This is a genomic window from Natronomonas amylolytica (genome assembly GCF_037031205.1).
GTDB lineage: Archaea > Halobacteriota > Halobacteria > Halobacteriales > Haloarculaceae > Natronomonas > Natronomonas amylolytica.
The window spans coordinates 23,348-50,322 of the sequence record NZ_JAYEZM010000003.1; the positions used below are offsets into that span (position 1 = coordinate 23,348).

At 62.3% G+C, this 26,975-nt stretch carries 36 protein-coding genes and 1 tRNA gene; 19 read left to right on the forward strand and 18 right to left on the reverse strand.

The annotated features are described in order from the left end of the window. The first annotated feature begins 9 nt into the window (after positions 1–9). Positions 10–633 (forward strand): DUF1684 domain-containing protein, encoded by a 624-nt coding sequence (locus tag U5914_RS05155; protein ID WP_336134680.1) that lies wholly within the window; start codon positions 10–12, stop codon positions 631–633. Positions 634–662: 29 nt separating this feature from the next. Beyond that, entirely contained in the window at positions 663–1,094 is a 432-nt protein-coding gene (locus tag U5914_RS05160) for a DUF6653 family protein (RefSeq protein ID WP_336134681.1), read from the forward strand. A gap of 75 nt (positions 1,095–1,169) precedes the next feature. Here U5914_RS05160 and U5914_RS05165 read toward each other — a convergent pair whose 3' ends face one another. The 4 genes from U5914_RS05165 to U5914_RS05180 all read right to left on the reverse strand — a co-directional run bounded on the left by U5914_RS05165 (position 1,170) and on the right by U5914_RS05180 (position 4,277). Next, positions 1,170–3,173 (reverse strand): copper-translocating P-type ATPase, encoded by a 2,004-nt coding sequence (locus tag U5914_RS05165; protein ID WP_418766746.1) that lies wholly within the window; start codon positions 3,171–3,173, stop codon positions 1,170–1,172. Positions 3,174–3,352: 179 nt separating this feature from the next. Next, on the reverse strand, positions 3,353–3,628 hold the full coding sequence (locus tag U5914_RS05170; RefSeq protein WP_336134684.1) for a DUF7521 family protein: 276 nt from the start codon (positions 3,626–3,628) through the stop codon (positions 3,353–3,355). After that, complete coding sequence (locus U5914_RS05175) at positions 3,625–3,924, reverse strand: DUF7521 family protein (protein ID WP_336134685.1); 300 nt, start codon at positions 3,922–3,924, stop codon at positions 3,625–3,627. Before U5914_RS05175 ends, U5914_RS05170 begins: the two co-directional genes overlap by 4 nt. A 2-nt stretch (positions 3,925–3,926) precedes the next feature. Next, positions 3,927–4,277, reverse strand: coding sequence for an ArsR/SmtB family transcription factor (locus U5914_RS05180; protein ID WP_336134686.1), 351 nt, complete (start codon positions 4,275–4,277; stop codon positions 3,927–3,929). Between the two features lie 128 nt (positions 4,278–4,405). Between U5914_RS05180 and U5914_RS05185 the strand changes: the two genes are divergently transcribed. The 9 genes from U5914_RS05185 to U5914_RS05225 all read left to right on the forward strand — a co-directional run bounded on the left by U5914_RS05185 (position 4,406) and on the right by U5914_RS05225 (position 12,998). Continuing rightward, the gene (locus U5914_RS05185) at positions 4,406–5,065 is read left to right on the forward strand and encodes a cupredoxin domain-containing protein (RefSeq protein ID WP_336134687.1); all 660 of its coding nucleotides are present in this window, start codon (positions 4,406–4,408) and stop codon (positions 5,063–5,065) included. 461 nt (positions 5,066–5,526) lie between these two features. Beyond that, positions 5,527–5,838 carry a hypothetical protein gene (locus U5914_RS05190; RefSeq protein WP_336134688.1) on the forward strand — a complete coding sequence of 104 codons (312 nt, stop codon included), beginning with the start codon at positions 5,527–5,529 and terminating at the stop codon, positions 5,836–5,838. After that, positions 5,838–6,419 (forward strand): hypothetical protein, encoded by a 582-nt coding sequence (locus U5914_RS05195; protein ID WP_336134690.1) that lies wholly within the window; start codon positions 5,838–5,840, stop codon positions 6,417–6,419. The genes U5914_RS05190 and U5914_RS05195 overlap by 1 nt, the downstream gene beginning before the upstream one ends. 220 nt (positions 6,420–6,639) lie before the next feature. Beyond that, a complete protein-coding gene (locus tag U5914_RS05200) occupies positions 6,640–7,335 on the forward strand; it encodes a plastocyanin/azurin family copper-binding protein (RefSeq protein ID WP_336134691.1) in 696 nt (231 codons plus the stop codon). Position 7,336: 1 nt separating this feature from the next. Continuing rightward, positions 7,337–9,103 (forward strand): cytochrome c oxidase subunit I, encoded by a 1,767-nt coding sequence (locus U5914_RS05205; RefSeq protein ID WP_336134692.1) that lies wholly within the window; start codon positions 7,337–7,339, stop codon positions 9,101–9,103. Next, the gene (locus tag U5914_RS05210) at positions 9,100–9,978 is read left to right on the forward strand and encodes a cytochrome c oxidase subunit II (RefSeq protein ID WP_336134693.1); all 879 of its coding nucleotides are present in this window, start codon (positions 9,100–9,102) and stop codon (positions 9,976–9,978) included. The genes U5914_RS05205 and U5914_RS05210 overlap by 4 nt, the downstream gene beginning before the upstream one ends. 78 nt (positions 9,979–10,056) lie before the next feature. Beyond that, positions 10,057–10,887: a cytochrome c oxidase subunit 3 gene (locus U5914_RS05215; RefSeq protein ID WP_336134695.1), complete on the forward strand. Its 831-nt coding sequence runs from the start codon at positions 10,057–10,059 to the stop codon at positions 10,885–10,887. Further along, the gene (locus U5914_RS05220; protein ID WP_336134696.1) at positions 10,888–12,333 is read left to right on the forward strand and encodes a heme o synthase; all 1,446 of its coding nucleotides are present in this window, start codon (positions 10,888–10,890) and stop codon (positions 12,331–12,333) included. After that, entirely contained in the window at positions 12,330–12,998 is a 669-nt protein-coding gene (locus U5914_RS05225; protein ID WP_336134698.1) for a DUF7546 family protein, read from the forward strand. Before U5914_RS05220 ends, U5914_RS05225 begins: the two co-directional genes overlap by 4 nt. A gap of 51 nt (positions 12,999–13,049) precedes the next feature. Here U5914_RS05225 and U5914_RS05230 read toward each other — a convergent pair whose 3' ends face one another. The 7 genes from U5914_RS05230 to U5914_RS05260 form a co-directional block, all read right to left on the reverse strand. Next, positions 13,050–13,802 (reverse strand): plastocyanin/azurin family copper-binding protein, encoded by a 753-nt coding sequence (locus tag U5914_RS05230; protein WP_336134700.1) that lies wholly within the window; start codon positions 13,800–13,802, stop codon positions 13,050–13,052. A gap of 25 nt (positions 13,803–13,827) precedes the next feature. Beyond that, on the reverse strand, positions 13,828–14,136 hold the full coding sequence (locus U5914_RS05235) for a thioredoxin family protein (protein WP_336134702.1): 309 nt from the start codon (positions 14,134–14,136) through the stop codon (positions 13,828–13,830). Positions 14,137–14,351: 215 nt separating this feature from the next. Continuing rightward, the gene (locus U5914_RS05240; protein ID WP_336134704.1) at positions 14,352–14,768 is read right to left on the reverse strand and encodes a DUF302 domain-containing protein; all 417 of its coding nucleotides are present in this window, start codon (positions 14,766–14,768) and stop codon (positions 14,352–14,354) included. A 91-nt stretch (positions 14,769–14,859) separates the two neighbouring features. Next, positions 14,860–15,210: an SHOCT domain-containing protein gene (locus tag U5914_RS05245; RefSeq protein ID WP_336134705.1), complete on the reverse strand. Its 351-nt coding sequence runs from the start codon at positions 15,208–15,210 to the stop codon at positions 14,860–14,862. Between the two features lie 60 nt (positions 15,211–15,270). Further along, complete coding sequence (locus U5914_RS05250; protein ID WP_336134706.1) at positions 15,271–15,585, reverse strand: hypothetical protein; 315 nt, start codon at positions 15,583–15,585, stop codon at positions 15,271–15,273. 201 nt (positions 15,586–15,786) lie between these two features. Next, positions 15,787–16,386 (reverse strand): helix-turn-helix transcriptional regulator, encoded by a 600-nt coding sequence (locus U5914_RS05255; protein ID WP_336134708.1) that lies wholly within the window; start codon positions 16,384–16,386, stop codon positions 15,787–15,789. A gap of 76 nt (positions 16,387–16,462) precedes the next feature. Further along, positions 16,463–17,143 (reverse strand): class I SAM-dependent methyltransferase, encoded by a 681-nt coding sequence (locus U5914_RS05260; RefSeq protein ID WP_336134709.1) that lies wholly within the window; start codon positions 17,141–17,143, stop codon positions 16,463–16,465. 110 nt (positions 17,144–17,253) lie between these two features. On the opposite strand from U5914_RS05260, the gene U5914_RS05265 reads away from it, so the two are divergent. Both U5914_RS05265 and U5914_RS05270 read left to right on the forward strand, forming a co-directional pair. Further along, a complete protein-coding gene (locus U5914_RS05265) occupies positions 17,254–17,688 on the forward strand; it encodes a DUF2391 family protein (protein WP_336134710.1) in 435 nt (144 codons plus the stop codon). A 41-nt stretch (positions 17,689–17,729) separates the two neighbouring features. Then, a complete protein-coding gene (locus U5914_RS05270; RefSeq protein ID WP_336134712.1) occupies positions 17,730–18,308 on the forward strand; it encodes a DUF7090 family protein in 579 nt (192 codons plus the stop codon). Positions 18,309–18,311: 3 nt separating this feature from the next. On the opposite strand, the gene U5914_RS05275 is transcribed toward U5914_RS05270, so the two are convergent. After that, a complete protein-coding gene (locus tag U5914_RS05275) occupies positions 18,312–19,049 on the reverse strand; it encodes an HpcH/HpaI aldolase family protein (RefSeq protein WP_336134714.1) in 738 nt (245 codons plus the stop codon). 93 nt (positions 19,050–19,142) lie between these two features. On the opposite strand from U5914_RS05275, the gene U5914_RS05280 reads away from it, so the two are divergent. Both U5914_RS05280 and U5914_RS05285 read left to right on the forward strand, forming a co-directional pair. Further along, entirely contained in the window at positions 19,143–19,853 is a 711-nt protein-coding gene (locus tag U5914_RS05280) for an Sjogren's syndrome/scleroderma autoantigen 1 family protein (protein ID WP_336134715.1), read from the forward strand. Between the two features lie 72 nt (positions 19,854–19,925). Next, positions 19,926–20,507 (forward strand): 2Fe-2S iron-sulfur cluster-binding protein, encoded by a 582-nt coding sequence (locus tag U5914_RS05285; protein WP_336134716.1) that lies wholly within the window; start codon positions 19,926–19,928, stop codon positions 20,505–20,507. A gap of 49 nt (positions 20,508–20,556) precedes the next feature. Here the strand turns inward: U5914_RS05285 and U5914_RS05290 are convergent, their stop codons facing one another. Further along, a complete protein-coding gene (locus U5914_RS05290) occupies positions 20,557–20,793 on the reverse strand; it encodes a DUF8015 family protein (RefSeq protein WP_336134717.1) in 237 nt (78 codons plus the stop codon). An 84-nt stretch (positions 20,794–20,877) separates the two neighbouring features. Here U5914_RS05290 and U5914_RS05295 point away from each other — a divergent pair. Next, positions 20,878–20,950 (forward strand) — tRNA-Arg (locus U5914_RS05295). A 239-nt stretch (positions 20,951–21,189) separates the two neighbouring features. Next, the gene (locus tag U5914_RS05300; protein ID WP_336134718.1) at positions 21,190–21,780 is read left to right on the forward strand and encodes a hypothetical protein; all 591 of its coding nucleotides are present in this window, start codon (positions 21,190–21,192) and stop codon (positions 21,778–21,780) included. Positions 21,781–21,873: 93 nt separating this feature from the next. On the opposite strand, the gene U5914_RS05305 is transcribed toward U5914_RS05300, so the two are convergent. Beyond that, the gene (locus U5914_RS05305) at positions 21,874–22,461 is read right to left on the reverse strand and encodes a DUF8121 family protein (protein ID WP_336134719.1); all 588 of its coding nucleotides are present in this window, start codon (positions 22,459–22,461) and stop codon (positions 21,874–21,876) included. Between the two features lie 244 nt (positions 22,462–22,705). Between U5914_RS05305 and U5914_RS05310 the strand changes: the two genes are divergently transcribed. Then, entirely contained in the window at positions 22,706–23,281 is a 576-nt protein-coding gene (locus U5914_RS05310) for a HalX domain-containing protein (RefSeq protein ID WP_336134720.1), read from the forward strand. On the opposite strand, the gene U5914_RS05315 is transcribed toward U5914_RS05310, so the two are convergent. From U5914_RS05315 to U5914_RS05330, 4 genes are read right to left on the reverse strand one after another with little or no spacing between them, the layout of a single operon-like run. Then, positions 23,278–24,240, reverse strand: coding sequence for a fumarylacetoacetate hydrolase family protein (locus tag U5914_RS05315; RefSeq protein WP_336134721.1), 963 nt, complete (start codon positions 24,238–24,240; stop codon positions 23,278–23,280). The genes U5914_RS05310 and U5914_RS05315 overlap by 4 nt on opposite strands. Next, complete coding sequence (locus U5914_RS05320; RefSeq protein WP_336134722.1) at positions 24,237–25,034, reverse strand: cyclase family protein; 798 nt, start codon at positions 25,032–25,034, stop codon at positions 24,237–24,239. The genes U5914_RS05315 and U5914_RS05320 overlap by 4 nt, the downstream gene beginning before the upstream one ends. A gap of 50 nt (positions 25,035–25,084) precedes the next feature. After that, positions 25,085–25,435 (reverse strand): fluoride efflux transporter FluC, encoded by a 351-nt coding sequence (locus U5914_RS05325; RefSeq protein WP_336134723.1) that lies wholly within the window; start codon positions 25,433–25,435, stop codon positions 25,085–25,087. Further along, the gene (locus tag U5914_RS05330; RefSeq protein WP_336134724.1) at positions 25,423–25,782 is read right to left on the reverse strand and encodes a fluoride efflux transporter FluC; all 360 of its coding nucleotides are present in this window, start codon (positions 25,780–25,782) and stop codon (positions 25,423–25,425) included. The genes U5914_RS05325 and U5914_RS05330 overlap by 13 nt, the downstream gene beginning before the upstream one ends. A 110-nt stretch (positions 25,783–25,892) precedes the next feature. Here U5914_RS05330 and U5914_RS05335 point away from each other — a divergent pair, with 110 nt between their 5' ends. After that, positions 25,893–26,342, forward strand: a complete 450-nt coding sequence (locus U5914_RS05335) for a DUF7382 domain-containing protein (protein ID WP_336134725.1) — start codon at positions 25,893–25,895, stop codon at positions 26,340–26,342. Positions 26,343–26,975 lie beyond the last annotated feature (633 nt).

Here is a 26,975-nt window from a genome sequence, read left to right on the forward strand (position 1 = left end):
CGATTCGGTATGGACTTCGACGTCGATTCGTGGCGCGAGGAACTGGAGTCCTACCGCGCCCAGAAGGACGAACAGTTCGCCTCGTCGCCGCAGTCGCCCATCGCCCCCGAGGACCGCGCGGTGTTCCGCGGCCTCGAGTACTTCGAGCCGGCCCCCGACTACCGGGTCGAGGCGACGGTCGAACTCGACGAGAGCGACGAGACCATCACGATGGAGACCACCACCGACGGCGAGCAACTCTACGAGCGGACCGCCCGGCTTCATTTCGAACTGGAAGACGCCAGCGGCGAGCCCGACGAACACACGCTCGTGGCCTACCAGCGCGTCGACCACGACGGTGGCTCCCTGTTCGTCCCGTTCCGCGACAAGACGACCGGCCAGCAGACCTACCCCGGTGGCCGGTACATGGAACTGCACGTTGAGGGCGCGTCGCGAAGCGACGCGAATTCGTCGAGCGGGGAGCAGAGCGATCCGCGAGACGGCGAACTGGCCGACGGCGAGACGGTGCCGCTGGATTTCAATCTCGCGTACAACCCGTTCTGTGCCTACAGCGACGTCTTCGAGTGTCCCCTCCCGCCGCAGGAGAACTGGCTCGACATCGCGATTCCGGCCGGCGAGCGCTACGAGGACTAGTTTTAGTTCACGCGCCACGTCGTGGGTGTATGCTACCCGAAACGGCGTGGGAGCGGCATTCGAACCCGAAAAGCGGGTGGACGCGCTTGCTCGCGTACCCGGCGCTGATACTCGGTATTTATACGCGGAAGTGGGTCGTGCTCGGAGCGACGCTGCTGTTTCTCGCGATTAATCCGGTTCTGTTCTCGGCGCCCGACGACGACCCGGACGACTGGATGTATCGCGGCGTCCTCGCCGAACGGCAGTGGAGCGAGCGCGGCAAGCCCTTCGTCGGTCTCGGGTTCCCGCAGGTGCTGAGTCTCGCCCAGAGCGTCGCCTTCCTCGCCAATCTCTATGCGGCGTATAAACGGAAGCCGCTGGCGACCGCGGTCACGACCGTGGCGACGATGGCGCTCAAACTCTGGTTCGTGAACGAACTGATAAAACGGTACGACGCATCCGAATCGAATCAGTCGGTCTGACTACCGAAGGCTTTCCCCCGACACCGAACGGGTTCGAACCCCCGTCTCGACCCGACGGGAGAGACCTCGGTCTGCCTAAGCGTCAGTGGGTGATGACCGTCCTGGAACGTCTGGGAGAGAAAGATCGGTGCGCCGGAGCAACTGTGCGTTTATCGCGACGATGACCGTACTCAGAGACATCAAGAGTGCGCCCACTGCCGGCGACAGGAGAACTCCAATCGGCGCAAGAACGCCGGCAGCAAGCGGGATCGCGAAGACGTTGTAGCCGGCTGCCCAGACGATGTTCTCCTGCATCTTCCGATAGCTCGCCTTGCTCAGCATCAGGAGCCGAACGACATCCATCGGGTTGTTCTGTACGAGGATGACATCAGCAGACTGGACGGCGACGTCGGTGCCGCTCCCGATGGCGATGCCAACGTCGGCTCTGGTCAACGCGGGTGCGTCGTTCACTCCATCGCCGACCATCCCAACGAGTTTGCCCTGCTCTTGGAGTTCTCGTACTTTCTCGTCTTTGTCTTCCGGGAGAACCTCCGCGAACACCGTATCGATACCCAGTTCCTCGGCCACAGCGTTCGCGACATCCCGTGAGTCGCCGGTCAGCATCGCCACCTCGACTCCGAGGTCGTGCAGCGCGTCGACGACTGCGTAACTCTCCGTGCGAATCACGTCGGCCATCGCGAACGCGGCGAGCAACTCACCCTCGCGAACGAGATACACCACCGTCTGTGCGTTCCGGCCGGCTTCGTCAGCGAAGCGCTGGAGGTGGTCGGGCACCTCGCTGTCGAGATGGTTCAACAGATTCGGACCGCCGACGTAGATCTCGTCGCCATCCACAGTCGCTCGGACACCGCGTCCCTTCATTGCCTCGAAGTCGTCCGCGTCCGGAGCGGTAATCGTCCGTTCCTCGGCGGCCTCGCGGATGGCTCGTGCGATCATGTGTTCCGAATCGCTCTCGACGGCCGCAGCCAGCGCGAGTGCATCGGTCTCGGTGACGCCGTCGACGGTCGCCATGTCGACGACACCGTGCTCGCCTTCGGTGAGCGTCCCCGTCTTGTCGAAGATGATGGCGTCCAAATTCCGTGCCTCCTCCATCGCGATTCGATCGCGGACGAGCATCCCGTTTCGTGCCGCAAGTGACGTGTTGATAGCGACGACCAGCGGGATAGCGAGCCCGAGGGCGTGCGGGCAGGCGATGACGAGAACCGTGACGACGCGTTCGATGACCGTTGCGTTGAACGAGACCGCGATCGTCCACGCGATCGCCGTCACGCCGGCTGCTGCGACGGCAACGTAGAACAACCAGCCGGCCGCGCGGTCGGCCAGCACCTGCGTTCGGGACGTACTCTGCTGGGCCTCTTCGACCAGCCGCATGATTCCCGCGAGCGTCGTCTCCTCGCCCGTCGCGCCGACTCGGACGCGGAGGCTACCGTCACCGTTTATCGTTCCACCAATAACTTCGTCACCGGGTTCTTTCGAGACCGGTTTCGACTCGCCGGTGATCATCGATTCGTTGATATCCGAATCTCCATCCTCGACGACACCGTCAGCAGGGACGCTCGCGCCCGGACGAACGAGCACGAGGTCTCCCTCCGAAAGCTCGCTTACCGGAACTTCTTCGGTATCACCGTCGTCGGTAATCCGTTCGGCCGTATCGGGCATGAGCTTGGCCAGCTCGTCGACCGCACTCGAGGCCCGCCGTACCGACCGCATCTCGATCCAGTGGCCGAGCAGCATGACGTCGATAAGCGTCACGAGTTCCCAGAAGAACGCCGACTCCGTCGGGAAGAACACGCTCGCGAGGCTGTAGACGAACGCGACGGTGATCGCCATCGAAATCAGCGTCATCATCCCCGGCGACCGGTCTTTCAGTTCCGGCCGCGCCATCCGAAGGAACGGAATCCCACCGTACGCGAAGACGATTACTGCAAAAACCGGGTTGACCCATTCGCTCCCCGGGAACGCTGGAACGGAGAACCCCAGCCATTCCTGCAGTGTTTCGCTATACAGAAGGACGGGAATCGACAGGAGGGTCGAGACGAAGAAACGCCGACGGAACATCTGCTCGTGGCCCTCGTGCATCCCACCGTGCCCATCGTGGCCGCTCCCGTGGCTCTCATCTCCGTGATGGCTATGATCAGAATCGTCGTTCGAAGTGTGTGGTGGATTGGTCATTACCAAGGGCTTCGCTCTGGGGATGCTTCAACGTGGATGGCGACTAGCCCTCGCCTTCGCTCGGGTCGGAGCGGTGTTGCCACGGTTCAGCGGAGGAAAGACCGGAGAAGGACGGCGAAGCCGCATGCCAATGCGAGGGACTCAGCGATATGGACTTGGGTGAGCGTTAGCGCGGTGAGCTGATACAGAAACCCCTCGATGAGGACGCCGAGCGTGATGAACCCGAATCCGACCGTCGCGTCACGCAGGTATCGTGTCCCTTCTCGGCGATACGCTCGAAAACTGACAGCTGTCGTCGCAAGCCCCAGCAGGAGCAGGAAGGTTCGAATCCCGATTAATGTGAGTTCCCAGCCGTCCGTCATGAACCATCCTCTCCGTTCGTGGTCTCCGGCATCTGCCCATATAGGGAGTACAGAATGACGAGCATACCCACCGCGACAACCGCTGTTTGGATGGTCCCTGCCAGAAAGATCGAGAGGCCAGCGACATCGAAGAGCACCCCTTCGATGACGGAACCGATGCTGATGAACAGGAAGCCGATGGCAACGTAGAGCATCGGTTTGCTACCGTGGACTTTGTATCCACGGTACGCCTGATACGTTATCAACAATCCCAGTCCGACCGTAACGAGCTTCGCGATGACGAGTTCGATGTGCATTGTTATGTCTCCCGGATGTCATTCCAGATGCGTGAGAACCGCTGGGCAGCGTCTTCCCGAACGTGGACGCTGACGTCGATGGTCCCGTCGTCGATGTCGACGTCGAGGTGGTCGATATTCGCCTCGTAGACACTGTGGTGGCTCCCGTCCGATTCGACCTGTGTCTGTTCGACGAGTAGATCGTGAGCGATCATCTCCTCCACTCGACGATAGATGGTCGAGGGAGCGACGTCACATTCGTCACTCAGATCTTTCGCAGACAGGGGCTCGCGACTCGTCGCAGCTAGAATCTGTCGGACGCGCTCTTCACCGAGTAGCTCTAGTAGTTCTTCAGAGCTATCGTCCTTGGACACAGCTGTTCCTCGCAATAGCAGGTACTCCAGCAGGATACTTAACTAATAGACCGTTTTGCGTCGCGTGCAAAACAGGTTTACTGCCTATTTATGCCCTTCTCGTAGGCTCACGTGTAAGGTGACCGATGATGCCAAACGATTCACTATACACGCGCCGGCGGATGCTCGGACTGACCGGTGGTGCGGCGGTCATCGGGCTTGCGGGATGTACGGGAACACAGACCAACGACCCGGGAGGTTCGGAAGCGACCTCGACGCCCGCGGAGGATCAACACGATGAGGAAGAGGGTGGTCACGACGACGAAGAGGGTAGTCACGACGATGACGAACACGGACACGACGACGCGGTCGGTGAACCGACCGATACCGCGGAAGTGGCGATGGTGACGACCGACGACGGGGAACACTTCGAGCCGCACGTCGCCCGTGTCAACGTCGGTGGGACGGTGACCTTCGTCAACGAAAGCGGCAGCCACACTGCGACAGCATATCACCCCGGAAACGACCAACCCCAGCTCGTCCCCGACGGTACCACAGCGTGGGATAGCGGTCTCCTTTCGGGCGACGGGGCGACGTTCGAACACACGTTCGAAACCGAGGGGGTCTACCACTACTACTGTGCGCCCCACGAGACCGTCGGCATGATCGGGAGCGTCATCGTCGGTGAACCGGACGCACACGAGCAACGAGCGCTTGAGGACCCGCCGGAAGACAAGCCGGAGAGTGTCCGCGAGAAGATCGGGGAACTTAACGAGATGTGCAACGAGGCACTGGGGCATACCCACTGACGCGGTCACGGCCCGGTTTCCGGCCTCTCAACTCTTCTTATCGCTATTCGAATAGCAGCAGTCTAGGTGACATGGATGCCGGCGGGGATCAGATAGCGGACAACGAGATAGCCGAGCGTCCCCATGACTGGTAAAGGAGAAATGCTCGAAGGTTCATTCCTGTCCGGGTTCCCAGAGAAAGAGGAAAATACCGATGCCGACCACGATGAAGAAGACGAAAATTCCCATAAAGTCAACGAACCCCGGGGGATTTTCTCCCATAATCCGTCGAGCAATCGGGCTAGCCCAGAACCGAAGTGACAACAACAGCAGGACCCCGACTATAATAAGAATAACACCCACCCTCGTACTTCGTCCCGTTATTTTCGCGCGCCACGTCATTGCTGATACTTCACTTGGCTTACTACTTAACTCCCGACCCCTCCCATAGACTTATATTATATATATTGATAGAGTCTAGCATGGACGCTGGGCTGTGGGGAAATGTAACGCTCCTGTCCTCTCTCGTTACGGGGACGGTAGCTATGACGTTCTCTCTTCTCACGTGGAGCATCCTCCGGAAATCGGTTATTGGCCGGGTTGTCGTCGTCCTCTCGATAGTTATGATGCTGTTTAGCGTTTATCACGGGATTGTATTTATGTCTCCACAGTCCGAACTACTCGCCCAGATTCTGAAAAGTGCGACATTGACTGGCGTTCTACTGTTTATCGGGTTCACGATCCTCTTCGAACGCAGAATCGCCCCCGATACGTCCGCTCGTGGTGAGTCATAATGCATACTATCGATGCGTTCCAGTGGTACAATCTTCTGGTCGGAAGTCTATCGATGGTTGGTTTCACGTATCTGCTTGTGCGCAACCGATCGATCGGTTCCTACTACCGATTCGTTCAGGTACTCTTTCTCGGCCTCCTCGTCTTCGCAATCGGCGGTCCGCTCGCGGATCTGGTGGCCCCCGCTTGGTCACACGCGATCCACACGTTGGCCGCTCTTCTCGTGATCTATGGACTCTACAATCCGATCCGAAACGACCTCCGCCGTGAGGCTTGGGCCAACCTTATCCTTGAGGATCCGAGCCAAGTGCGCCAACCCGCCGAATGGATGGCTCCGATGGACGACGACATTCTGGAGCTGTTTCACTCCTCCCGCCTCGTACTGACACCGAGTATCATCGCATACAACACCGGCTACAGCCGTGAAGAAGTAAATCGGCGTCTCGGAGAACTAACAGAGAACGGTCTCATGGAACGTGTCGAACGAGGTAAATATCGCATCACGACGATCGGGGAGAACTACCTTACCGGAACATATCCTGTTGAAGGTGAAACCCACGGACGCAAGCAGGTTTCTCATTAACCAGTGAGGCCGTTTGTGGGGGCAAATATTCGCCCTCACTAGTTATGAGGGGTGTTAACTATAATCACGACTTAAGCACTCGTAGTATAATAGCCGGGTAGAAATGGTACGTCCAACAAGACGCCGGTACCTCAAACGGATAGCGGGGCTGGGTGGTGCCACTTCTCTTGCCGGCTGTACGATGACCTCAGGGGCGCTTGATTCCTCGATGGCATCGGTAATGGATGTCGACGCGCTGTCGATGTTCAAAGGCGCCCCCGCTCACGGTGAATACCCGGCAGAGCCGACCCAGTTTGAGATGGAGATGCCGGAGGGCCACATGGAGATGGAGGCGGTCACCATCGCGATGACTGCCGCGACGGACGACTCGAACAACTACCACTTCATGCCACACGTCGCTTGGGTCGAACCCGGCCAGACGGTGTTCTGGGAGCACTTTTCCCAGAGGGGCGTTTCGGAACGCCGAACCCACTCGGTAACCGCATTCGGTAGCGCAGATCTGTTCATGCGGTTGATTCCGGACGATGCCCATTCCTTCGATTCCGGGTATCGTGCAGGTACACACGGCATCGATCAGGACGAATTGATCGACGAACGGCACAACCGGGAGATGGCCGAGCAGATCGGGCAGGAGGGGGGCTTCTCTCACCAGTTCGAGGAGGAGGGAGTCTACTTCTACTACTGCCAACCGCACCACCAATTTAAAATGGCAGGTGCGGTCGTGGTCGGAGAACTCTGGGGCGATGGCGGTACTGAATCGGTATCGGACCCGAGCGGGTGGAGTCCAGCAATGACCGCCGATACGGATCGAATCCCCGAGCTGGACCCGCTGCACGGTGAGGCACTTCTCGACCAGGTCCACGAACTGCGGGAGATGATCCATTCCGGCGGCGATATGGAAGAGGGAGGGCACTAAAATGGCAGAACACGACGTCTCAGTCGAGGATGCACATGCCGAGAACGACAGCGGTCACGACGACCACGGACCGACCGGCTGGCGATATTGGCTCTACACGACAGACCACAAGGTAATCGGAATCATCTATCTCTGGCACGCTCTGTTTTTCTTCGCACTCGGGGGCACCCTCGCGTTGATATTCCGAACGGACCTTGCGATGGGTCCGGACAGCGTCTTCCTGAACCCTGCCGGCTACAATTCGCTGATTAGTGTGCACGCAATCACGATGATCTTCTTCGTCATTCTCCCGCTTTCCGGCGCGTTTGCCAATTACCTCATCCCGCTGATGGTGGGGGCCGACGAGATGGCATACCCACGAATGAACGCGCTCGGTGCGTGGGGTATCGGCGCGGGCGGTCTTCTCGTCTGGTTGCCGTTCCTGACGAACGCGCTCGGACTCACGGGCCTCCCGACGAATGCAGGCTGGTTCCAGTACCCCCCACTGAATTCGATGCTCAATACCGTCGGGACTGACCTCGCTATTCTGGGTGTCGCCGTGTTCGGCATTACTTCGACGGGAAGTGCCATCAACTTCCTCGTGACCGTGTTGAACGAGCGACGGAACGATATGGGCTGGTTCGACATCCCGATATTTATCTGGGCGATCGGTGTGTTCACTTCGATTCTGGCCCTGTACTCGCTCCCGTGGCTACTCAGCGCGTGGGGGATGACCTTCCTCGAACGCAACCTCGGGATGGTCTTCTTCACCGCGCGGGCTGGCGGTGACCCGCTGTTGTACCAGTGGGTCTTCTGGACGTTCGGTCACCCAGAAGTGTACGTTCTCGTGCTCCCTGGCATGGGGATCGCCGTCGAAGTCATCTCACGATTCTCCGAACGGCCTATTTTCGGGTACAAGGCCATTCTGGGTTCGTTCATCGCGCTAACGGTGCTATCCGTCGGTGTCTGGGCCCATCACATGTTCGCTAGTGGTATCGCGGCCAGCCGCTACGCGTTCATGGTGTTCTCGATGGGAATCGCCGTTGCCTTCGGCATCTACCTGTTCGCGACGATAGCGACGATGTGGCGCGGCCGGATTCACCTGACGACGCCGATGCTGTTCTCCATCGGCGTCCTCGTCGGGTTGGTATACTCCGGAATGGAGGGAATCATGCTCGGCCAACCGGTAATGGACCTCGAACTCCACAGCACCTACTTCGTCGTGGCTCACTTCCACTTCACGCTGTTCATGGTCGGCGTGTTCGGGCTCATCGCCGGCATCTACTACTGGTATCCGAAGATGACCGGCCGGATGTACAACAGCACGCTCGCGAAGTTCCACGCGGCGACGACGATTGGAGGTGTCCCGTTGCTGTTCTTCGCAATCGGGATCCTCGGCGAGCAGGAAGTCCCGATGATGCGCCGCTATGCGACCTACACCTACGCACCGGGGCTCCAGCAACTCCATATCCTCGCTACCGTTTTGGCGTTCGTCGTCGCGATCGGTCAGGCGGCGTTCCTGATCAACCTTCTCTGGAGTCTCCGTGCCGGCGATCGAGTCGAACACCCCTGGGAGGAACTGTTCGGTGAACGAGGTATGTCGTCGCCGGAGTGGGACGGATTCCCCTACCGGCCTCCGACGCCGGCCGTCGTAACATCGCACCGAGATGCGACCGCTGACGGTGGCACGACGGACGAGGACGTACAAACAGCCTCCGACGGAGGCAAGCCGGAGGAGGCAACTGCAGACAGTGATCGTAGCGATGAAAGCGGAGGTGAAAGCCGATGAGCGCCGACGACACGGTTCCGGACGAAAGCGGGAGTGCCCGCGAGGCCGTCTTCTGGTCGGTTGTGATCCTCGTCGGGCTTGCTGCCTTCCTGTACGACTTCCTCCGTGTGGTACTGAGCGACGTTCCTGCAGCACAGCCGATCGAGATCATCCACAGCTTCCAGCAGACGATGTTCCTGATCGCCATCCTTGGCGGTGGGATTACGGTCGCGCTCATCGCCTATGCGATATTCACCTACGGTGCCGGTCGACGGAGCCGTGCGTTCATGCCGGACGTACAGCGGGGCCGGTTCATGCTCGCGGTGTTCGCCATCGGGATGACGTTCCTCATGGTGACGACGATGTTCGTCGGAGCGTCGACGCTCGTTCAAACGGACGAAGCGTCCGCTGACACGGCTGCGGCGCAACTCGACGTCGACCGACAACTCGACGTACGCGTCACGGCGAGTCAGTGGTTCTGGCGGTTCGACGTCGACGGCATGTCCGATACGCAGGGTGAACGGGTCGTCGTGCCGGCTGGGACGGTCGTAAATCTGGAAATCACGTCCGCCGACGTCATCCATAGCTTCGCGATTCAGGAACTCGGCGTGAAGAAAGACGCCTTGCCGGGGCAGGTTAACGATGCCTGGTTCTACGTCGAGGAGGTGGACGGTGAGACGACCATCGAGGCCGGCGACGAACAGCTTGCTGCCGACACGTACACCGTTACGTGTGCGGAGCTGTGTGGGAAAGGCCATTCAAAAATGTTAGCGACAGTATACGTTGTCAGTCCGGAAGACTACGAGCACTGGGCCGAGGAGAACGGTGGAGAGGTTCCGGAATCGTTCCAGACCGAGGAGAACGGAGGTGAGCACGGCGATGAAGACGAGCACTGATGTGCGAGAGATCGCCGTGAATCGCGCGAAAGAACGGAGTGACGAGACGGCTGACGGAATTGACAGGAAGAACACACAATGAGCGATACAGAAGCGACTACTGGTGACGAACGTCCAGGTGAACCGGTTCGTCAGGGGACAGGTGCCGAAGGGTTCCCTCACGGCAGCAAATATCCCTTCTTCGTCGGAGTGGGGATGTTCTTTACTGCTCTCGGACTGGTGTGGGTGCCGGTCCTCATCGTCGGTATCCCGGTCATGATCTACGGGATCGCTGGCTGGACGTGGGAATACACGATAGACGAGTTCGAGCAGGGCGTCGTTCCGGAACAGAAACGACAACGGCTCGGCATCGAGACGGGGCTCCTATCGATGTACATCGTGGTCCTTGGCGAGATACTCATCTTCCTCGCCCTGTTCGTCTCGTGGTTCTATCTGGGGGCCGAACGGGGCGGGAGCTTCCCACCGATAGCAGATCTTCCGGCGCCGAGTCTCGCGTTTGGGGCCGCGATGACGATCTCTCTGGTTCTCGGGAGTCTGGCGATTCATCTCGGTCGTCGGAGCATCGAGAGGGACAACCGGAGCCGATTCGTCACCGGGTTCTCCCTGACGTTCCTTCTCGGCGTCATCTTCCTCGCGCTGGTGGGACTCGAATGGGGGTCGTTGCTCGCGGCCGGCCTCGACTGGACAAGCGGGCCCTATGGGGCGACGTATTACGCGCTGACGGGACTACACGCGCTTCACGTTGGAGCCGGGCTTGTGATGGTCGACATCGTCCTCGCCAGAGCGTGGATCCGTGACCACTTCAGCAGCAACCGGAACCTGATGCCGAAGACGACGGAGGTGTACTGGCACTTCCTCACGCTGGTGTCAGTTCTCGTCTTCGCGTTCGTCTATCTACCAACCAACTAGATGTTCGACGACAATTCCCCCCACGTCACCCCGGCTGAAACTCGCCTCACTATACTCGTCTGGGCGAGTACGATGGGTACGTACCTACTGTTGGCGGTCGGCGGCGTCACCACCTTGCTCGACGGCGGTACAGCCTGCTCAGGGTGGCCGACGTGCGGCCCCGGAGCGATCGATAACCTGAGTGATCCGGCCGTGCTCGTGGCCGTCGGGCACCGAATCGCGGCGCTGATGATCGGCCTGCTGCTCGCGGTGACGCTGCTACTCGCGTGGCGTTACCGGAGCGGTCGTGTCAGCGCCATCCTTTCGCTCGCAGTACTTCTGTATCCGTTTCAGGTTGGTGTCGGCGCGCTGGCTGTCACACGGGATACGGCCGCTCTGTCCGACGTTCACCTCGTCTTGGGTGTGGGCATCTTCGCGCTCACGATTCTCGCGCTCCTGTTACACCTAGAGAGCGTGAATACGAACTCGCCAGTCACGGCCGATTCGGCGAACGAAATAACCTACCAAGAACCCGAATCAGCCCCAACTGGCGATATCGCGGGGCCTGACCCGTCCACGAAGCCGACTGGGAAGTTCTCCATCCTACGGAATCAGGTCTCCGCGTACGTCGAGCTAATGAAGCCTCGTTTGATGTGGCTTCTCTGTCTCGTCGCTGTGGCAGCCATGACGTTGGCCGCTGGTCCTGACTTACCGGTGAAAACGGCCGTCACGACTGTTACTGGTGGTGTACTTGCTGTTGGTGCGAGCGGGACGTTCAACAACGTTCTCGAACGCGACGTCGACCAAGAGATGGATCGGACAGCTGACCGACCGCTCGTAGAGGGACGAATCCCTGTTTACCGGGCCGTCACCTTCGGCTTTCTTTTAACTGGGCTGTCCGTCGGCGTGTTTGTCTCCTTCGTAAACGTTCTGTCTGCCCTGCTGGCTTTGCTCGCGATCCTGTTCTATAGTGTCGTGTACACGCTCGTACTCAAGCCCCACACCCAACAGAATATCGTTCTCGGTGGCGCAGTCGGCGCGTTTCCCGCGTTGATCGGCTGGGCTGCCGTCGAAAACACAGTCGGTATGCCTGCCGTCCTCCTCGGGGGCGTGATCTTTCTGTGGACGCCCGCACACTTCTATAACCTCGCGCTCGCTTACAAGGACGACTACGCACGGGCCGGCTTTCCGATGCTTCCAGTGGTGCGCGGTGAAGGAACGACTCGACGACATATCCTGCTCTACCTCGGGGCGACGTTGCTCAGTTCGGTCGTACTCGGGATCACGACCCAACTCGACTGGCTGTACGCCATGACTATCGTCTTGGTCGGCGGCATGTTCCTCTGGACGGTTCTGCGACTGTTCCGCGAGCAGACCGAACAGGCAGCGTTCCGGACGTTCCACGCGTCGAACGCGTATCTCGGCTGTTTGCTGCTCGCGATATTCGTCGACGCACTCCTCGTATGAACCTGCATACGTACGACCGTCTGTGGTCGACCGAGGGGCGGACGACTCGGGTCTGGGTAGCTGTGGTTCTCGTCGAAGCAACCCTGCTGTTCGCGTACTTCGCAGTCACGTCCGCTCAGCGGACCGACGAGATACGCTATCTGGTTTACCCATTCATCTGGATCAATGCCGGTCTTTGGGCCGTGTTCCGGTCGAATGCGAACCCCGGGAGTTGGCCGCATCGATTAGTCGCGGTCTATATCGCGGGGGTCTACCTCCTCACGATACTGTACCTCCCCGGCAACGTTGGCCTCGGGGTTGCTGGAGCACCGGTCGATCTCCGCGTCGAGATGTATGCCCCCGGCTGGGGTCCCATGCTCGCGTTCACCAGCCCGTGGCTTCGACTGTTCCTCCTCCCCTTCGAGGTAGTCGGCTATGCGTCCTTGGCGTACCTCCTCTATGTGAACGTCCTCGACGTGACTCGTGGCGTCTTTTCGGGCGTGTTCGGACTCGTCACCTGTATCGGGTGTACGGCCCCGATTCTTGCCCCGCTTATCGGTGTACTTGGTGGGCCAGCAACGAGCCTTACCACGACAGCATACAAATGGTCCTACGATATCGGCACTCTCGTTTTTCTCCTCACGGTAGGATTGCTCTACTGGAGCCATCGGAGGAACAGGCGATGAACCCGTGTCAGGACCGCGATAGACTTCCGGTCCAAATAGGGACGACGAACGTTACTCGAACGAGTCCTCCTCGCCATCTGCTAACCGTTTCCGACGTTTTCTGAACTCCTCCTCGTCGATCTCACCTCGTTCATAGCGGTTCTGAAGGGTCTCTCTCGCCGAGTCGTTTTTCGGGGGAGCGGTGTCTTGATTTGCCAGCAAGTAGAGCGCCCCACCAAGAATACCCAGCATTCCGAGTGCTCCCCCAACGAATGGAACGCCACCGGTCCAGCCTCCTCTCCGGCCGCTCATCATTCCAGGACCACCTCGCCCCATCATTCCCCCACCGGTGTTCCCGTCATCATCGCTGCCGGACCCGTAGGCGACTGCCCCCTGCTCGACGATCGATTCGCTCGTCGGGACCTCGCCGTCGGGAATCGAACTCTCCTCGGCTGGACCACTCGGGCTACCGACGACGATCCGACCGACCATCCCGACCGATTTGTGGGGGATGCAGTAGTAATCGTACGTTCCCGGCTCCTCGAAGGTGTGCTCGAAGCTTCCTTCCGAGATGGTCCTGCTATCGAAGGCGGTGGCATCGTCGGGGATCCGGTCCGAGTAGGCCGTCGCCGAGTGCGCGCCGGCCGCGAGTTCGAACCGGACGGTCGTTCCCGGCTCGATGTGCAGGCCGATCGGGTCGAAGTAGTTGTTGCCCATCTTCACGACGGGTGTCTCCTGTGCGCTCGCTGGCTGGGAGAGGCCCGTGCTGGCGACTGCGCCGGCACCGACTACTCCCAAGAACTGTCGTCGATTGTACTGTGTCATATGAGTTGAGTCGTTCCGTTGGTCGTCATCTGCGAACGGCACCGACGATGCGCTGAGCGAGTCCGGACGACTGCTGGGTCGCGCGCTCGATGGCCGCCTCTAGTTCGTTCCGCTCGACGATGCCGATGAACTCGGCGATGCGTTCGTCGTTCGCGTAAACGAGTGTCGTCGGCGTCTTCCGGACCCCGTACTCCTCGGCCGTTTCGAGGTCGGCCCGGATGTCGACCTCCCGGAACTCGACGTCCGGATACTCGTTTTCGAGGCCGTCGTTTTTCTCCCGCTGTGTTTCGCACGCCCCGCACGTTTCTTGGGTGAAGAGGATGACCTTGGTCACGTTGGTTACTACGGTCTTGTGGCTTAACCACATTTCTACTCATAATCATAAGGTGAAGAGGACCTGTCTCTTCGATTCGAAAGCAAGTCCCCGCTTCGATGATGGGGAACGCAACGTGCGAGGCCGATTTTAAAGGAGGCGTATGCACGAGGAGGGAGACGAGCACTGCAAAGTATAGGGGTAGTATGGTCGTGGCTTCGATGAAGACTTCGAAGTCAGGCCTCCGATGCAGAGCCGAGTTCCTCTGTAACGGCCGCCAGCACACGCTCGAATCGTTCAGTGACCTCAGTTCCGATGGAATCGAGCGCATCGTTGTCGGTGATGCCGACCAATCGATGTGCATCGACTGCACTTACCACGACATCGCCGTCATCTGACTCGTAGACGATGACGTTACAGGGGAGGAGCGCGCCGAGTTCGATCTCTTCGGTCAACCCCTCGTATGCCAGAGGGGGATTGCATGCCCCGAGGATACGGTACTGGCGGAATTCTTCGCCGAGTTTTTCGTCGAGTGTCGCCTGTATGTCGATGTCACAGAGAACGCCGAATCCCTCGTCTTCAAGCGCAGTGATCGTCGTATCGACGACGTCGTCGAAATCGCCGGTCACGGACGTTTGTATTGTATAGTCCATGAATTACATACCCCGTCCACGGGGTTAACGGTTCGGGGCTGCCACGGCGGCCATCGGGTGGGAGTGGTACCGGTTGGAACAGTTGTTCCGGTCATCCGGTACGTTCGAGCTGTTCTCGCCGTCGATCGAACTCGTCGTCCGAGATTTCACCGCGGGCGTAGCGCTCACGGAGAACCGACAGCGACCGCTCATCGTCCCCACTGGATTCTCGGTCGAGGAGCGAATAGGCGATGTAGACCGGGGCGGCGATGAGGAGCCCCATCCAGAGGAGCCCCCAGAGGCCCATCGCCCCGCCGAAGAGGCTCCAGCCGCCACCCATCATGCCGCCGTAGCTTTCGCCACTGTGGGCAGCAACCGTGCCTGTTGCTGCAACGAGCAGCGGGATGGCGAGGATCGCTATTCGACGAGTCGTACGTCCGAGGGAGTTGGTGAGTTGTGTCATCTGTGTCGTGTGTTCGGTGAGTCGTGGTAGTCTGGCAGACGAGCGGAACTGGTCAGAGCCTTAGCAGCCGTTTGCCTGACCGTTCATCCCGCGGTGGGGGTGGTTGTCATCAGCCATCTCTTGGGCCATCTCATCGACGGTCATGCCCGTGTGCGATTCCATCTCCTCGACGGCACCCGGCCCCATGTGGTCGGTCATGCGGCCTTCCATCCAAGCCGCCCAGCCCGCTGTGTCGCTTTCGGCCATCTCGCCAGCTACCGTTTCGTTCCCCTGTGTCGGTTCGTCACCGTGTGCGCTGACTACTGGGGCTGCGAACGCGAGTCCGACGATCGCGAGCGCCACGAGCAGCCAACCTCCGAGTTTTCTGTTGGTCATTATCCGTCGCCTCAAGTCGTCCTACGGGGGGTCAGAGGTTATCTCCGTGGGTGTGAACACACACAGGAGAACGTTCGAGAACGTCTATAACGTCTTCTAACTGTTTCTCTCCCTTATTATCGTTCATACCCTCCGAATTCGGGGGATACAGTTGCTGCTAGCGTAGCACGATGAGTCGCGTACTCGGTGCTGAGATACTTTTTAGAAGCTAGACTGTTGCTGCTGAAGGTCTTCGCTTGGGTAGACGCGATAGGTTCTCCCTTGCCGTTCCCGGTACAACAAGCCGCGCTCCTCGAGAGCACTCACCGTTTGGCTCACCTTGCTTTTCGAGAAATCAGATCGATCGCGCAGTTCGATCTGCGTGATACCGGGCGATTCGAGTACGGGCCTGAGGATCCGTCGCTCGTCGTCAGGTAACAGATCGAGGACACGCGCGTTGGGACGTGCCTCTGGATTTGGCGAGCCAGCTATCTGGTCCTCATCATCCGTCGGTTGGGCCTGTTCCGCCGACGTCGAACTGAGGTCGATACTTTCTGTATGGTTGTTCCCGTCCGGAACTGCGATCTCTTCACGAATCAGGAGATATCCCCCGCCGATAACAGCCGCGATGAGAAGCGTTCCGAACACGTACCACAGTGGATTCGGGCCGTGCATCGCTCCCATCGATGTATCCATCATCGACCCCATCGACTGATCGAGGGCACGGCGCTGCTGATAGGCCTGCCAGCTGAGGATTCCGCCACCAAAGAGGACGGACGCAACGAGGAATCCAACGACGGTATCCGCTCGGCGTCGATTCATGTGCTCGTCCCTGATCGAGCGATCTGACTGCTCATGGGTCCCTTTCGAGCGCGACCGGCGAACCAATTGTGGTCCGTCACGGCACGACGCCGACGGTCAGCAGCGTTCCGTATTCCCGATACCGCTCGACCATCGCCTCCCGGGTCTCCCAATCCTCGGTCGGGAACGCCTCGGCGGGCGGAATCTCGGTTTCGCGGTCGGGGATGGTGTCCTGTTCGGCGACGTGGAAGCCGGCCTCGCGGAAGGCCTCGCGATACTGTTCGTAACTCCATCGCGTCATGTCGATGGAGATGGTGTCCTGCCACTCGTGGGTGTGGACGTTCTCCTCGAAGAAGTTGACCGCACAGTAGAAGGTGCCGCCGGATCGGAGGACCCGTCGCAGTTCTTCGAGAGCGCCGACGGGGTCGGGCGCGTAGTAGAAGGCCTCCATCGAGAAGGCGTGGTCGATGCTGTCGTCGTCGAAGGGCAGCGACTGGAAGTCGCCGAGGACGTAGCCCACGTTGGGGTCGTCGGTGTAGGTGCGGGCGTTGCGAACCATCTCGGGGGCGCCGTCGAGGCCGTAGGCGCGGCCGGCGTTCTTGGCCTCCCGGAGCGCACGGGCGGCGTAGCCGCTGCCACAGCCCAGATCGAGGACGGTGTCGCCTTCCTCGACGGGCATCCGCCCCAGCGCGTGTTTGGCGGTGTGCCAGTGGCGTTCCTCCATTCCCTTGTCGCGGCCGTCGGCGGCCCACGAATCGAATTCGGCGCGAACACTCATACCGGGGGTGGGAGCGCGCCGACCAAAACCGCCACGGCTTGGGGCCGTGTGGACGTCGCGGTCGCGTCTCGGACGGCGCCGTTTATATTCGACGGGCGTCAGGGTCGAATATGGCACGGCTTCGCCGCCCGAAAACGAACTTTCGGTTGGCCGACTCCGCACAGCAGGTCGTCGGCGGGTTCCTGCTTGCGGGCCCGTTCGTCGTCACCGAGGAGGTGTGGGTCCTCGCCGAGGACATGACCCTCCTCCAGTCGCTGGCGACGGCCGGCATCGTCTTCGCCATCGGCTACGCCGCGCTTTATAAGGCGGCCGGCCGGAATCCGGACGACGAATCGGATATCGCGGTCGGGATTCCGACGCGCTTTGCCTCGCTGATGGTCGTCTCCTACGGGTCGGTGCTGGTCCTCGCGCTCGCGTTCGGCGCGCCCGACACGTTTCTGAAGGGGACGCCGTGGCCCGAGATCGCCTTCGTCACGGCGCGGGCGGTCGGCGTCGGCGCGGTGTTCAGCGTCGTCGGCGCCGCGACCGCCGACTCGGTGTTCTGACCCCGCCACAATTTAAGACGGCCCCGGCCCCGTATCCCGGCATGGACTACGAACTCGCCATCGAGAACGCGCCCGATTCGGTTCCCGGCGGCACCGGTATCCTGCTGATTCATCCGAGCACCGGCGAGACCGACCGCATCGATACGGAGTTTCTGAACACCGATACCGACCGCTTCCTCGTCATCTCGACGCGGACGACCGCCCGCGAGGTCCAGCAGAAACTGGAGTATTACGGCGTCGACGAGACGAAGGCGGACATCCTCGATACCCTCTCGGTAGAGCGGGGCTACTCGCGACGCTCGTCGGACCACGTCCACTACGTCTCCTCGCCCGACGACCTGGCGGGCGTCGTCGACATCACCCGCGAGTTCCTCACCGAAAACGAGGGCAAGCGCCGCATCAGCCTCGATTCGGTGACCGAGATGGCCTACTACGCGGACGACGACCGCGCCCTCGAAGCGGTCGCGGAACTGCTGGAACTGCTGGAGAGCCACGACGCCGTCGGCCTCTTCCACCTCTCGGAGGAGGTCCACGACGCCGCCGTCGTCGAGCAGTTCACGGACCTGTTCGACGCCGTCATCTACCTCGACGAGGACGGCACCGTCGAGGCCGACTTTTAACTCTCAGAGGACGTCTTCGGCGGCATCGAGCGCCCGTTTTTGCCCCTCGACGAGGTGTGTGAAATCCGCGCCCGCGACCATGTAATCGAAGCCGAGCGAGCCGAGCGCCTCGATCTGCTCGGCCGTCGTCCCGAGCGTGCCGACGGGAACGCCCGCCGCCTCGGCGGCCTCGGTGGTCTTCTCGACGGCCGCGAGGAACTCCGCGTCGGTCCACTCGGCGAAGCGGTCGAGCGAGGCCGAGAGGTCCGCCGGCCCGACGAAGAGGGCGTCGACGCCGTCGACCGCCGCGATGTCGGCGGCGTTGTCGACGGCCTCGCCCGATTCTATCTGGACGATAAGCGAGAGGTCGCGGTGGCCCTCCCGGACGTAGTCCTCGAAGGTGCGGCCGTAGTCGGCGGCGCGGGCGGCGGCGACGCCACGAACGCCGGCCGGCGGATACCGGGTCGCATCGACGGCGGCGCGGGCCTCCTCAGCGGTGTCGACCATCGGCACGAGCAGGCCGTCGGCGCCGATATCGAGCAGGCGCTTGATGCGCACCGGGTCGTTCGACGGCACCCGGACGACGGCGGTGCCGTCGGCGGCCGCGACGCCCCGGACGCAGTCGGCGACCGATTCGAGGCCAAGCGGCGTGTGTTCGGTGTCCACGACGACGAAATCGAAGCCGCCGCCCGCGGCGATTTCCGCGACGGCGGGGTCCGAAAGCGAGGTCCACGTTCCGACGGTTCCGAAGAGGTCGTCCATATCGAGGCCGGCGTCGCCCAGCGACAAAACCGTGTGGAATCGGCGGGGCCCCCGAGCGCAGTCCTTTTGCCGCGGAAACGCGTGGATTCGTGTATGAGCGATTTCGACCGCGAAGCCGAACGCGAGAAGCTTCGCGAGAAGTACGAGGAAGACAAGGAGAAGCGACAGGCCTCCGAGCGGATGAGCGAACTCCTCCTGCAGGGTGCGACGATGACCAACCGCCACTGCAAGGAGTGTCACTCGCCCGTGTTCCGCTACGAGGGCGACGAGTTCTGTCCCACCTGCCAGCAGGTCGTCGACGAGAACGGCAACTTCGTCGGCCCGGCAGCAGAGGAAGATGGCGCGGCGTCGGCCGAAGCCGCCGCGAACGGCCAGCAGCCCGCCCCCGAGCCCGAACCAGCCGAGACGACGGCCGCGGAGGGCCAGCCCTCGCCCGGCGAGTCGACCGCGGGGACCGAACCGCAGTCCCGCGCCGACCCGTCGGAGCCTACCGTCGAAGCGGCCGCGGAACCGGCCGACGAGCAGATACAGGACGAGGTACCGACCGAGACCCGTCCGGCGCCCGCCCGCGAGCGTCGGCCCGCACGCGTCGACCCACCTGCTCGGCGGGAGGCGGACGCCGACGGTGAGGCCGCCGGCGAGAGTGCCGCTGGCGACCTCGGGGCGGCCGAGGCCGCGCTCGCCCGCGAGATTGCGGCGCTTTCCCGGCAGGCCGAGGAGACGCGGGATGTCGGACGCAAGCGAGACCTCTTTGCGGCCGCTCGCGAGGCGGCCGAAACCCTCCAGACGGTCCGTCGGCTCTGACTGCCGGCCTTCGCCCCGCCGAAAAGGCGCGGAATCACAACGCTATTGAAGGGCCTTGACCAACGCACGCATATGGTTACGACAGTGGGTATCGTTGGCGGGGCGGCGCTGACGCTCATCGCGGTCGTCCTGCATTTCTCGAAGGGCTCGGAGTGGCAGCCCCGCGAGGACATCTCACAGGAGGTCCTCGAAACGCGGGCCGAGACGGTCCCCGAGACGGAGTTCCCCGAACCCAGCAACCGCACCGTCGGCGGTGGCGGCGCTGCCGCCGCGGCCGTCGGTGCCGGCGAGGGTGAGGCCGAGGGCGAACTCGGCGAGGAAGAGGAGGATGCCGGTCCGGCGGCCATCCCCGACGACGAGGCCGAAACCTACGAGATCGAGTACGTGAAGGAAGGCGAGACCATCGAGGTCCAGGAAAACGAGACGCTGCTGGAGGCCGGCGAGGACGAGGGCTTCGATTTGCCCTACGCCTGTCGTGAAGGCCAGTGTATCTCCTGTGCCGGTCACATCGCTGACGGCGGCAACAGCGAGGACTACGTCGAGCACCACACCAACCAGATGCTCGGCGAACCCGAACTCGACGAGGGCTACACGCTGACCTGCGTCGCCTATCCGACCGCCGAGTTCTCGCTGGAAACCGGCGAATCGCCGTAACGAACACCGCCTTTCGTCCCCCCGCCGTTCTACGCTTTCTTTTCGACGTTTAGTCGACGAGCGGCACCGACGCGTCTTCGATATCCACTTCGTCGGTCAGGTCCTCGAAGTCGTCGACCGGACCTCTGACGAACATCGCATGACCCATGAGTGCTATCGAAACCGCTCCGAGTACAGCGATGGCCAGCGGCATCGAGACGCTCGTCAGCGCGCCGATAGCGCCGCCAGTGGCCAGCGAGAGAATGATGCCAGCCAGCACGAGGTCGTAATATTGGACCGTATACATGCCGCCAATTACGTGACCCGGCCGGATTAATTCGGGGGTGCGTGTCGCAACGGTTAAACCGCCGTCGGAGCTATCGACTGATAAGAGCCCGTAGCTCAGTGGACAGAGTGCTTGGTTCCGGACCAAGATGTCGCGGGTTCAAATCCCGTCGGGCTCGTTTCGTTCCTCACTTGTCACCAACGACCAATACCGACGATGAAGATGAGTTGCAGTGAGATAGACGATTCTCTCGAAGAACGGGGGTAGATTCGGGTACGGGATGGTATCGACGGCGGCGCGCGGTTCGACGTCTTCGACATCGGGGAATGACCCTGCTCGTGGCTCCTGTGGGTCGTGTTCTGTCGACCCGCAAAAAACCGAAACCGGGACAAGGGAGACGTGCGGGCGATTCGCTGTATGCTGACCGACGTTGCACGGACGTATTCCGAGGTGTTCGCACCCGAGTTCTTCGTCCTCCTCTGTAGTCTGCTGGTCATCAGTTACGAATGGCGAGCGGAGTCGGGGCGTTCACTCGCGGGCCTCGGTGGTCGTGTGGGTGTTCTCGGGTTCGGGTGGGTCGTCGCGTTCGCCATCTATCAGGGTGTGCCACGGATGGTCGGGGAACTCCCGGAATGGGGGCCGGATTTCACGGGGAGTGCCGGCTTGGGTGTCGGCATCCTCCTGATATGGTTCGTCTGGCGGCGCCGAGAGTGGGGGGACCACGTTCCGGCGTTCTCGCTGCTTCTCGTGGCTGTCACCGTTCCGCATCTCCTGATTACGCCGGTCTGGGACGTCTCGAGTCACGTCATCTACGCGGTGGTGCCGGCGGGCTACCTGTTGGTCGTGAACGCGCGGTTCGCGCCGGTCGCCGTCGTCGCGGTCGGGATGGTGGTCGCCCGGCCACTCGCCGGCGCTCACACGTGGCTGCAGTCGATTGCCGGGCTGCTCCTTTCGGTGGTTGTTCTGGTCGGCCTCGTTCGATTCGGGCCGCTGTCGGCAGGGGAGTAAGCGACGGCCGACGCCAGCCCCCGAGTCATCGGGGCCGCCTGAAAAACCCTGCTTTTCAATAGCTATGTCTCGCGAATCCGGCGTGTCGGGCGTTCATTCGCCGGCCTCGGTCCCAGTTGACAACTCGAATTCGAGTTGCCCGTCGAGGACGTGTCTTTGGTCGGTTAGCCCCGGTTCGACGAGTTCGACCGTGTTCTCAACGACGAGCCGACGGGCCGACTCGGGCCAGCGGGTGACCGGAAGTTCGATAAAGGCGGTCTCGTCGGCGATTTCGCCGAACCGGTGGACTTCGACGACTGCAGCCGTTCCCTCTCGGAACAGTGAGACGGACGGGTGGGGTTCGTGGTCTCCCATAAACGGGCCTTGGAGCGCGAGCCGTGGCGGAGTGCCATCGCCACCCAGTGCCACGAACCGCTGTGTGAGCGACTGCAGTTCGGTATCCTCGGGGTGTGAAATCGACGTGAAAAAATGGTCCGGCAAGGGGGAAAACGTGGGGTCGACGCCCACGGTAGCGAGAGTCGTGCCGTCCCCGCGAAATTCGAGATACTTCGCGTTATCCCGGGGGTCGTCGTCGGTCTTTACCGTCGGGGTCGTGTGTTCGGTCCGTGATTCGAAGGCACTACACCCCGCAGTGGTGGCGGCGACAGTCAGGGCGGATGCGAGGAACGCGCGACGGCGCATAGATGTCGACTTTGCTGGCAGCATCAAAAAACGTTGAGTGCTGGTACCGCCCTCGGCCGCTGGCCATGCCCGATGCTCCGAGAGGGGAGCAACGAACCTTCGGCGGGGTGGCCGACCCACTCGAGTTGGCGGACGAGAGGATAGTCACCGTCTCTACCCTCAAATATCAGTCGCTTTTTTCAGGTTCCGAAAACGGCCGGAATACTATTGGAGTCCAGCGGCCATACGACTCAAGGGGACGCATATGACGGACGAGACACCGACCGTGCTGGTCGTCGACGACGAGCGGGACCTCGCGGACCTGTATTCGGCGTGGCTGTCCGAACAGTACGAGGTTCGGACGGCGTACGGTGGTGAGGAGGCGATCAGCGTCCTCTCGGGGGCGGTCGACGTCGCCCTCATCGACCGACTGATGCCGCGGGTTTCGGGGGACGAGGTGCTCGACCACATCCGCACGGAGGGGTACGGCTGTCAGGTCTCGATGGTGACCGCCGTCGAACCCGATTTCGACATCATCGAACTCGGCTTCGACGAGTACATCGTCAAGCCGATTCGACGGGACGAACTGCTCGATGCCGTCGACACGCTGCTGTCCCGCTCCGAGTACGACCGCCAGTTGCAGGAGTTCTTCGCGCTGGCCTCGAAGCGTGCCGCCCTCCAGACACAGAAGAACGCCCACGAGTTGGCCACCAACGATGCCTACACCCAACTCACGGCGGAAATCGAGGAGTTGCGTTCGGAACTGAACCGAACGACCGAACAGCTCTCCGAGCGGGATTTCGAGGTCGAACTCCGGCGGTTGAGCGCCGATAGCTCCTAGCGAATCGTATTCTCCAGCGTCCCGAGGCCCTCGACGGTCAGACGGACGGTGTCTCCCGCATCGAGGAACCGTCCCAACTCCAGCCCACAGCCCTCGCCGACGGTGCCGCTGCCCAGCACGTCGCCCGGATGGAGGGGTTCGTCCTGCGAGACGTGTTCGATGATGTCCGCGAAGGAGTGGTACATCTCGCCCGCGACGCCCTCCGACCACGTCTCGCCGTTGACCTCGGCGGTCATCTCGGCGGTTTCGGGGTCGAACTCGTCGGGCGTGACGAGATACGGCCCTAACGCAGACGCGAAGTCCTTGCCCTTGGCGGGGCCGAGGCGGCCTGCCATCTCCTCTAACTGGATGTCGCGGGCGCTGAAATCGTCGAGTATCGTGTAGCCGGCGATGTACTCGTCGGCCTCCTCGGCGTCGATGTTCTCGCCGCCCTTGCCGATGACGGCCGCGATTTCGAGTTCGTAGTCGGCCTGCTCGGAGTAGTCGGGCCACGGTACTTCGTCACCGGGGCCGACGACGGTGTCGGCGTTGCCCTTGTAGTAGACGGGCATCTCGTACCAGACGTCCGGCGGGTCGCCGCCGAGGCTGTTGCGGACGTGTTCCTCGAAGGCCATGAAATCCCGCAGGGAGTTGGGCCGCGGCACCGGCGCTCGCAGACGGACCTCCTCGCGCTCGAAGCGGAGACGGCCGCCGGTCGGCCCGCGCTCGGCGTCGCTTCGGCGGGCGTACTCCAGTGCGTCTTTCGCCGCGTTCATCGCTCGCTCGCCACGCGAGAGGAAGGCGTTCATCTCGGGCGGGGCGTGGGCCTCGGCGACCGGCACCGGGTCGGCCTCGCCGTTCGACTCCAGCATTGCCGCGTAGGCCGTCGTTACGTCCACCAACGCGCCGTGTTCGTCCTCGACGCCGACCCGGCGCTTCGGGCCGACTGGCGTCTCGACCTCGAAGGTGGCGAGCTTCATGCTTCGTCCTCCTCGATGACGGCGACGGGTCGAACCCACCCGGCGCTGCCGTCCTCCACGACGATTGGAAACGCCACCAGCGGCACGTTCGTCTTCCGCGGCAGTTCGTCGAGATTGGCCATCTTCTCGATCTGGCAGTACTCCTTCTCTCGGCCGGCGAGATGGGACGGCCACAGTTCCTCGCTGTCGCCCGTCTCCTCGAAGCGCGAACCCATCTCGAGGAACGGCTTGTCGAATCCGTAGGCGTCGGTGCCGATGACCTTGATGCCCTGTTCGACGAGCCACGTGGTCGCGTCGGCGCCCATCCCGGGGAAATCGGTCAGATACGCCGCCTCGCCCCACAACTCGTCGGCGCCAGTCTGGATGAGGACGATCTCGCCCGCCGAGAGGTCGTGGTCCAACTCGTTGAGCGCCTCTTGCAGGTTGTCGACGCCGATTTCGGCGCCCGAATCGAGATGGCGCATATCGAGGACGACGGCCTCGCCGAGGCCCCACTCCAGCGGCACCTCGTCGATGGTGCGGGCCGGCTCGCCCTCGCTTTCGGCGCCGTAGTGGTACGGCGCGTCCATGTGGGTCGCGGTGTGGGTGATGGCGGTTATTTCCTCCCACGCCAGCGCCGTGCCGTCGGGGAAGTCGTCGGCTTCGACGTCCTTGCCCATGGCCTGGAGGTTCTGAGCGAGCCATTCGGCGCCCTCGCGGTGGTCCATCCGGTCTATCTCCGCGGGGTCCGGTTCGCTCGCGGCGCCGTCCTCGATGCCGACCGAGAGGTCGATTAGCGTGGCATCCGTGAACATACCATCCTACGGAACGGGAAGCGACCTATAACTTCGCCCGTCGGAAGTCGCTACAGGAACCCGCCGACGGCCGTCCCGACCAATACTGCGAGGAGGGCCAACAGCAGGGTTCCGGCCGCGTTGGCCGCCGCGGTACCCGTCTCGCCGTCCTCGGCCAACCGAACCGTCTCGACGGCGAACGAGGAGAAGGTCGTGAAGGCCCCACAGAAGCCGACGGCACCGGCCAGCAGCGCTGTCTCGCCGAGACCGGCCGCCAGCAGAACGCCGATGGCGAAACTCCCGAGGACGTTGACCGCGAGTGTATCGACTCCCCGGCCCTCGATGGCCTGCCCGACGGCGTAGCGGGCCAGCGCGCCCGCCGCCCCGCCGAGGCCGACCGCGAGCGCGCTCACGAGCGCCATCCGACCACCTCCCGGGCGAGCAGGACCGCGAGAAAGCCGAGCGCATAGTTGGCGACGACGTTCAGCGCCGCCAGTCGCGGCGCCAGCGCCACCGTCTCGGAGGCGAAGGTGCTGTAGGTGGTAAACGACGAGAGAAAGCCCGTCGACAGCAGGAGTCGCGCGGCGTCGGGAATCCGGCCGCTTTTGGCCGTCTCGTAGACGACCAGTCCCAGCAGGAACGCGCCGGCGATGTTGGCCGCCAGCGTCCCCCACGGAAACGCCTCGGGCAACGCCACGGCGACGGCGTGACGGCTCACGGCGCCAGCGAAGCCGCCGGCCGCGACGAGTGCGGCGTCCCGAGGTCGCATGCGGAGGAGTCCACGGGGCGGATACTTACTGGTTGTCGTAACGATGTCCTGGCCATCTTGGGGTCCATCCTCGACGAGGATTTATATACGAATCCGCGGCCACCGACCCCATGCGACACAGCGACGGACTTCTCGCCGACGAACGTGGCATCGAGGGGTTGCCCGTCCGACTCGTCATCGCGATGGTCGTCGGCGTCGCCAGCCTCTCGGTCATGATGAGCATGCTGTCGGGCATCTCGGGACTCTCGGTCACCGAACTCGACACGCAACCGGAACCGGAGGTGGTCGTGCCCGGCAACGAGACGGTCGAGGTGCGGGTCGTCGACCCCGACGGTACCGGAGTGAGCGACGCGACGGTCATCGCTCGCGGCGGATCTGCACGGTTGGATGGCGTCGAAACGGCGAAAACGGACGAAAACGGCACTGCCGAGCTTCAGCTATCGCCCGAACTCGGGCCGAACCAGCGCGACGGAACCGTCGAGTTCGACGTCAAGCCGCCGGCTGGAAGCGAGTACGCCGACGAACGGGAGAACACGGCGCTGTTGGTGGTCGAGGAATGAGGTGTACATAACCCTTCTTATAAATGGGGCGAGCGCGGCGGCTTGCTCAACCACGCGGCCTGCGAAGCCCTCAGCCGGCTGGCGCTCACGTCTCCCTTCGGTCGCCGTTCGCGCTCCGAGGATCTCGCTCCCTGCGGTCGCTCCGACCCTCGCATGCGGTCGCTGAGCGACATATCCTCGCTCGCTCTGCTCGCTCGGATAGCGGTCACTCAGACGACTAAAATGAACGCCAGCCGGCTTCGCCCTTCGAGTCCTACCAGGGCCGCACCGCGAACCGCAGCCACACACCTCCCCAACCAACTCCCTCGCTGCGCTCGGTCGTCCCTCGCGCGCTGGCCGGCCGGACCGCGGTTCGGCTTCGCTCACCGCGGTCGGCCAGCGCGCGCCATTTATAAGAGTCATCTGGCCGGGAGCGCGTGCGGCCCCTCGGGCCGCCGCGCGACCCGGGGGAGGGCAGGCGCGGTGCTGTGCGGTCGCGGTCCTTGGTGGAATGAAAGGGCGAGGATCGCTGGCGTTTATATAGTCGCTACGCGGGCACTATCCGACCGGAGGGAGGATATCCCGCGTAGCGACCGCCAGTGGGCCGAGGGCTTTCCGGCGGTTAGCGGTCAAGAAGTCGCCACGCTCGGTTTA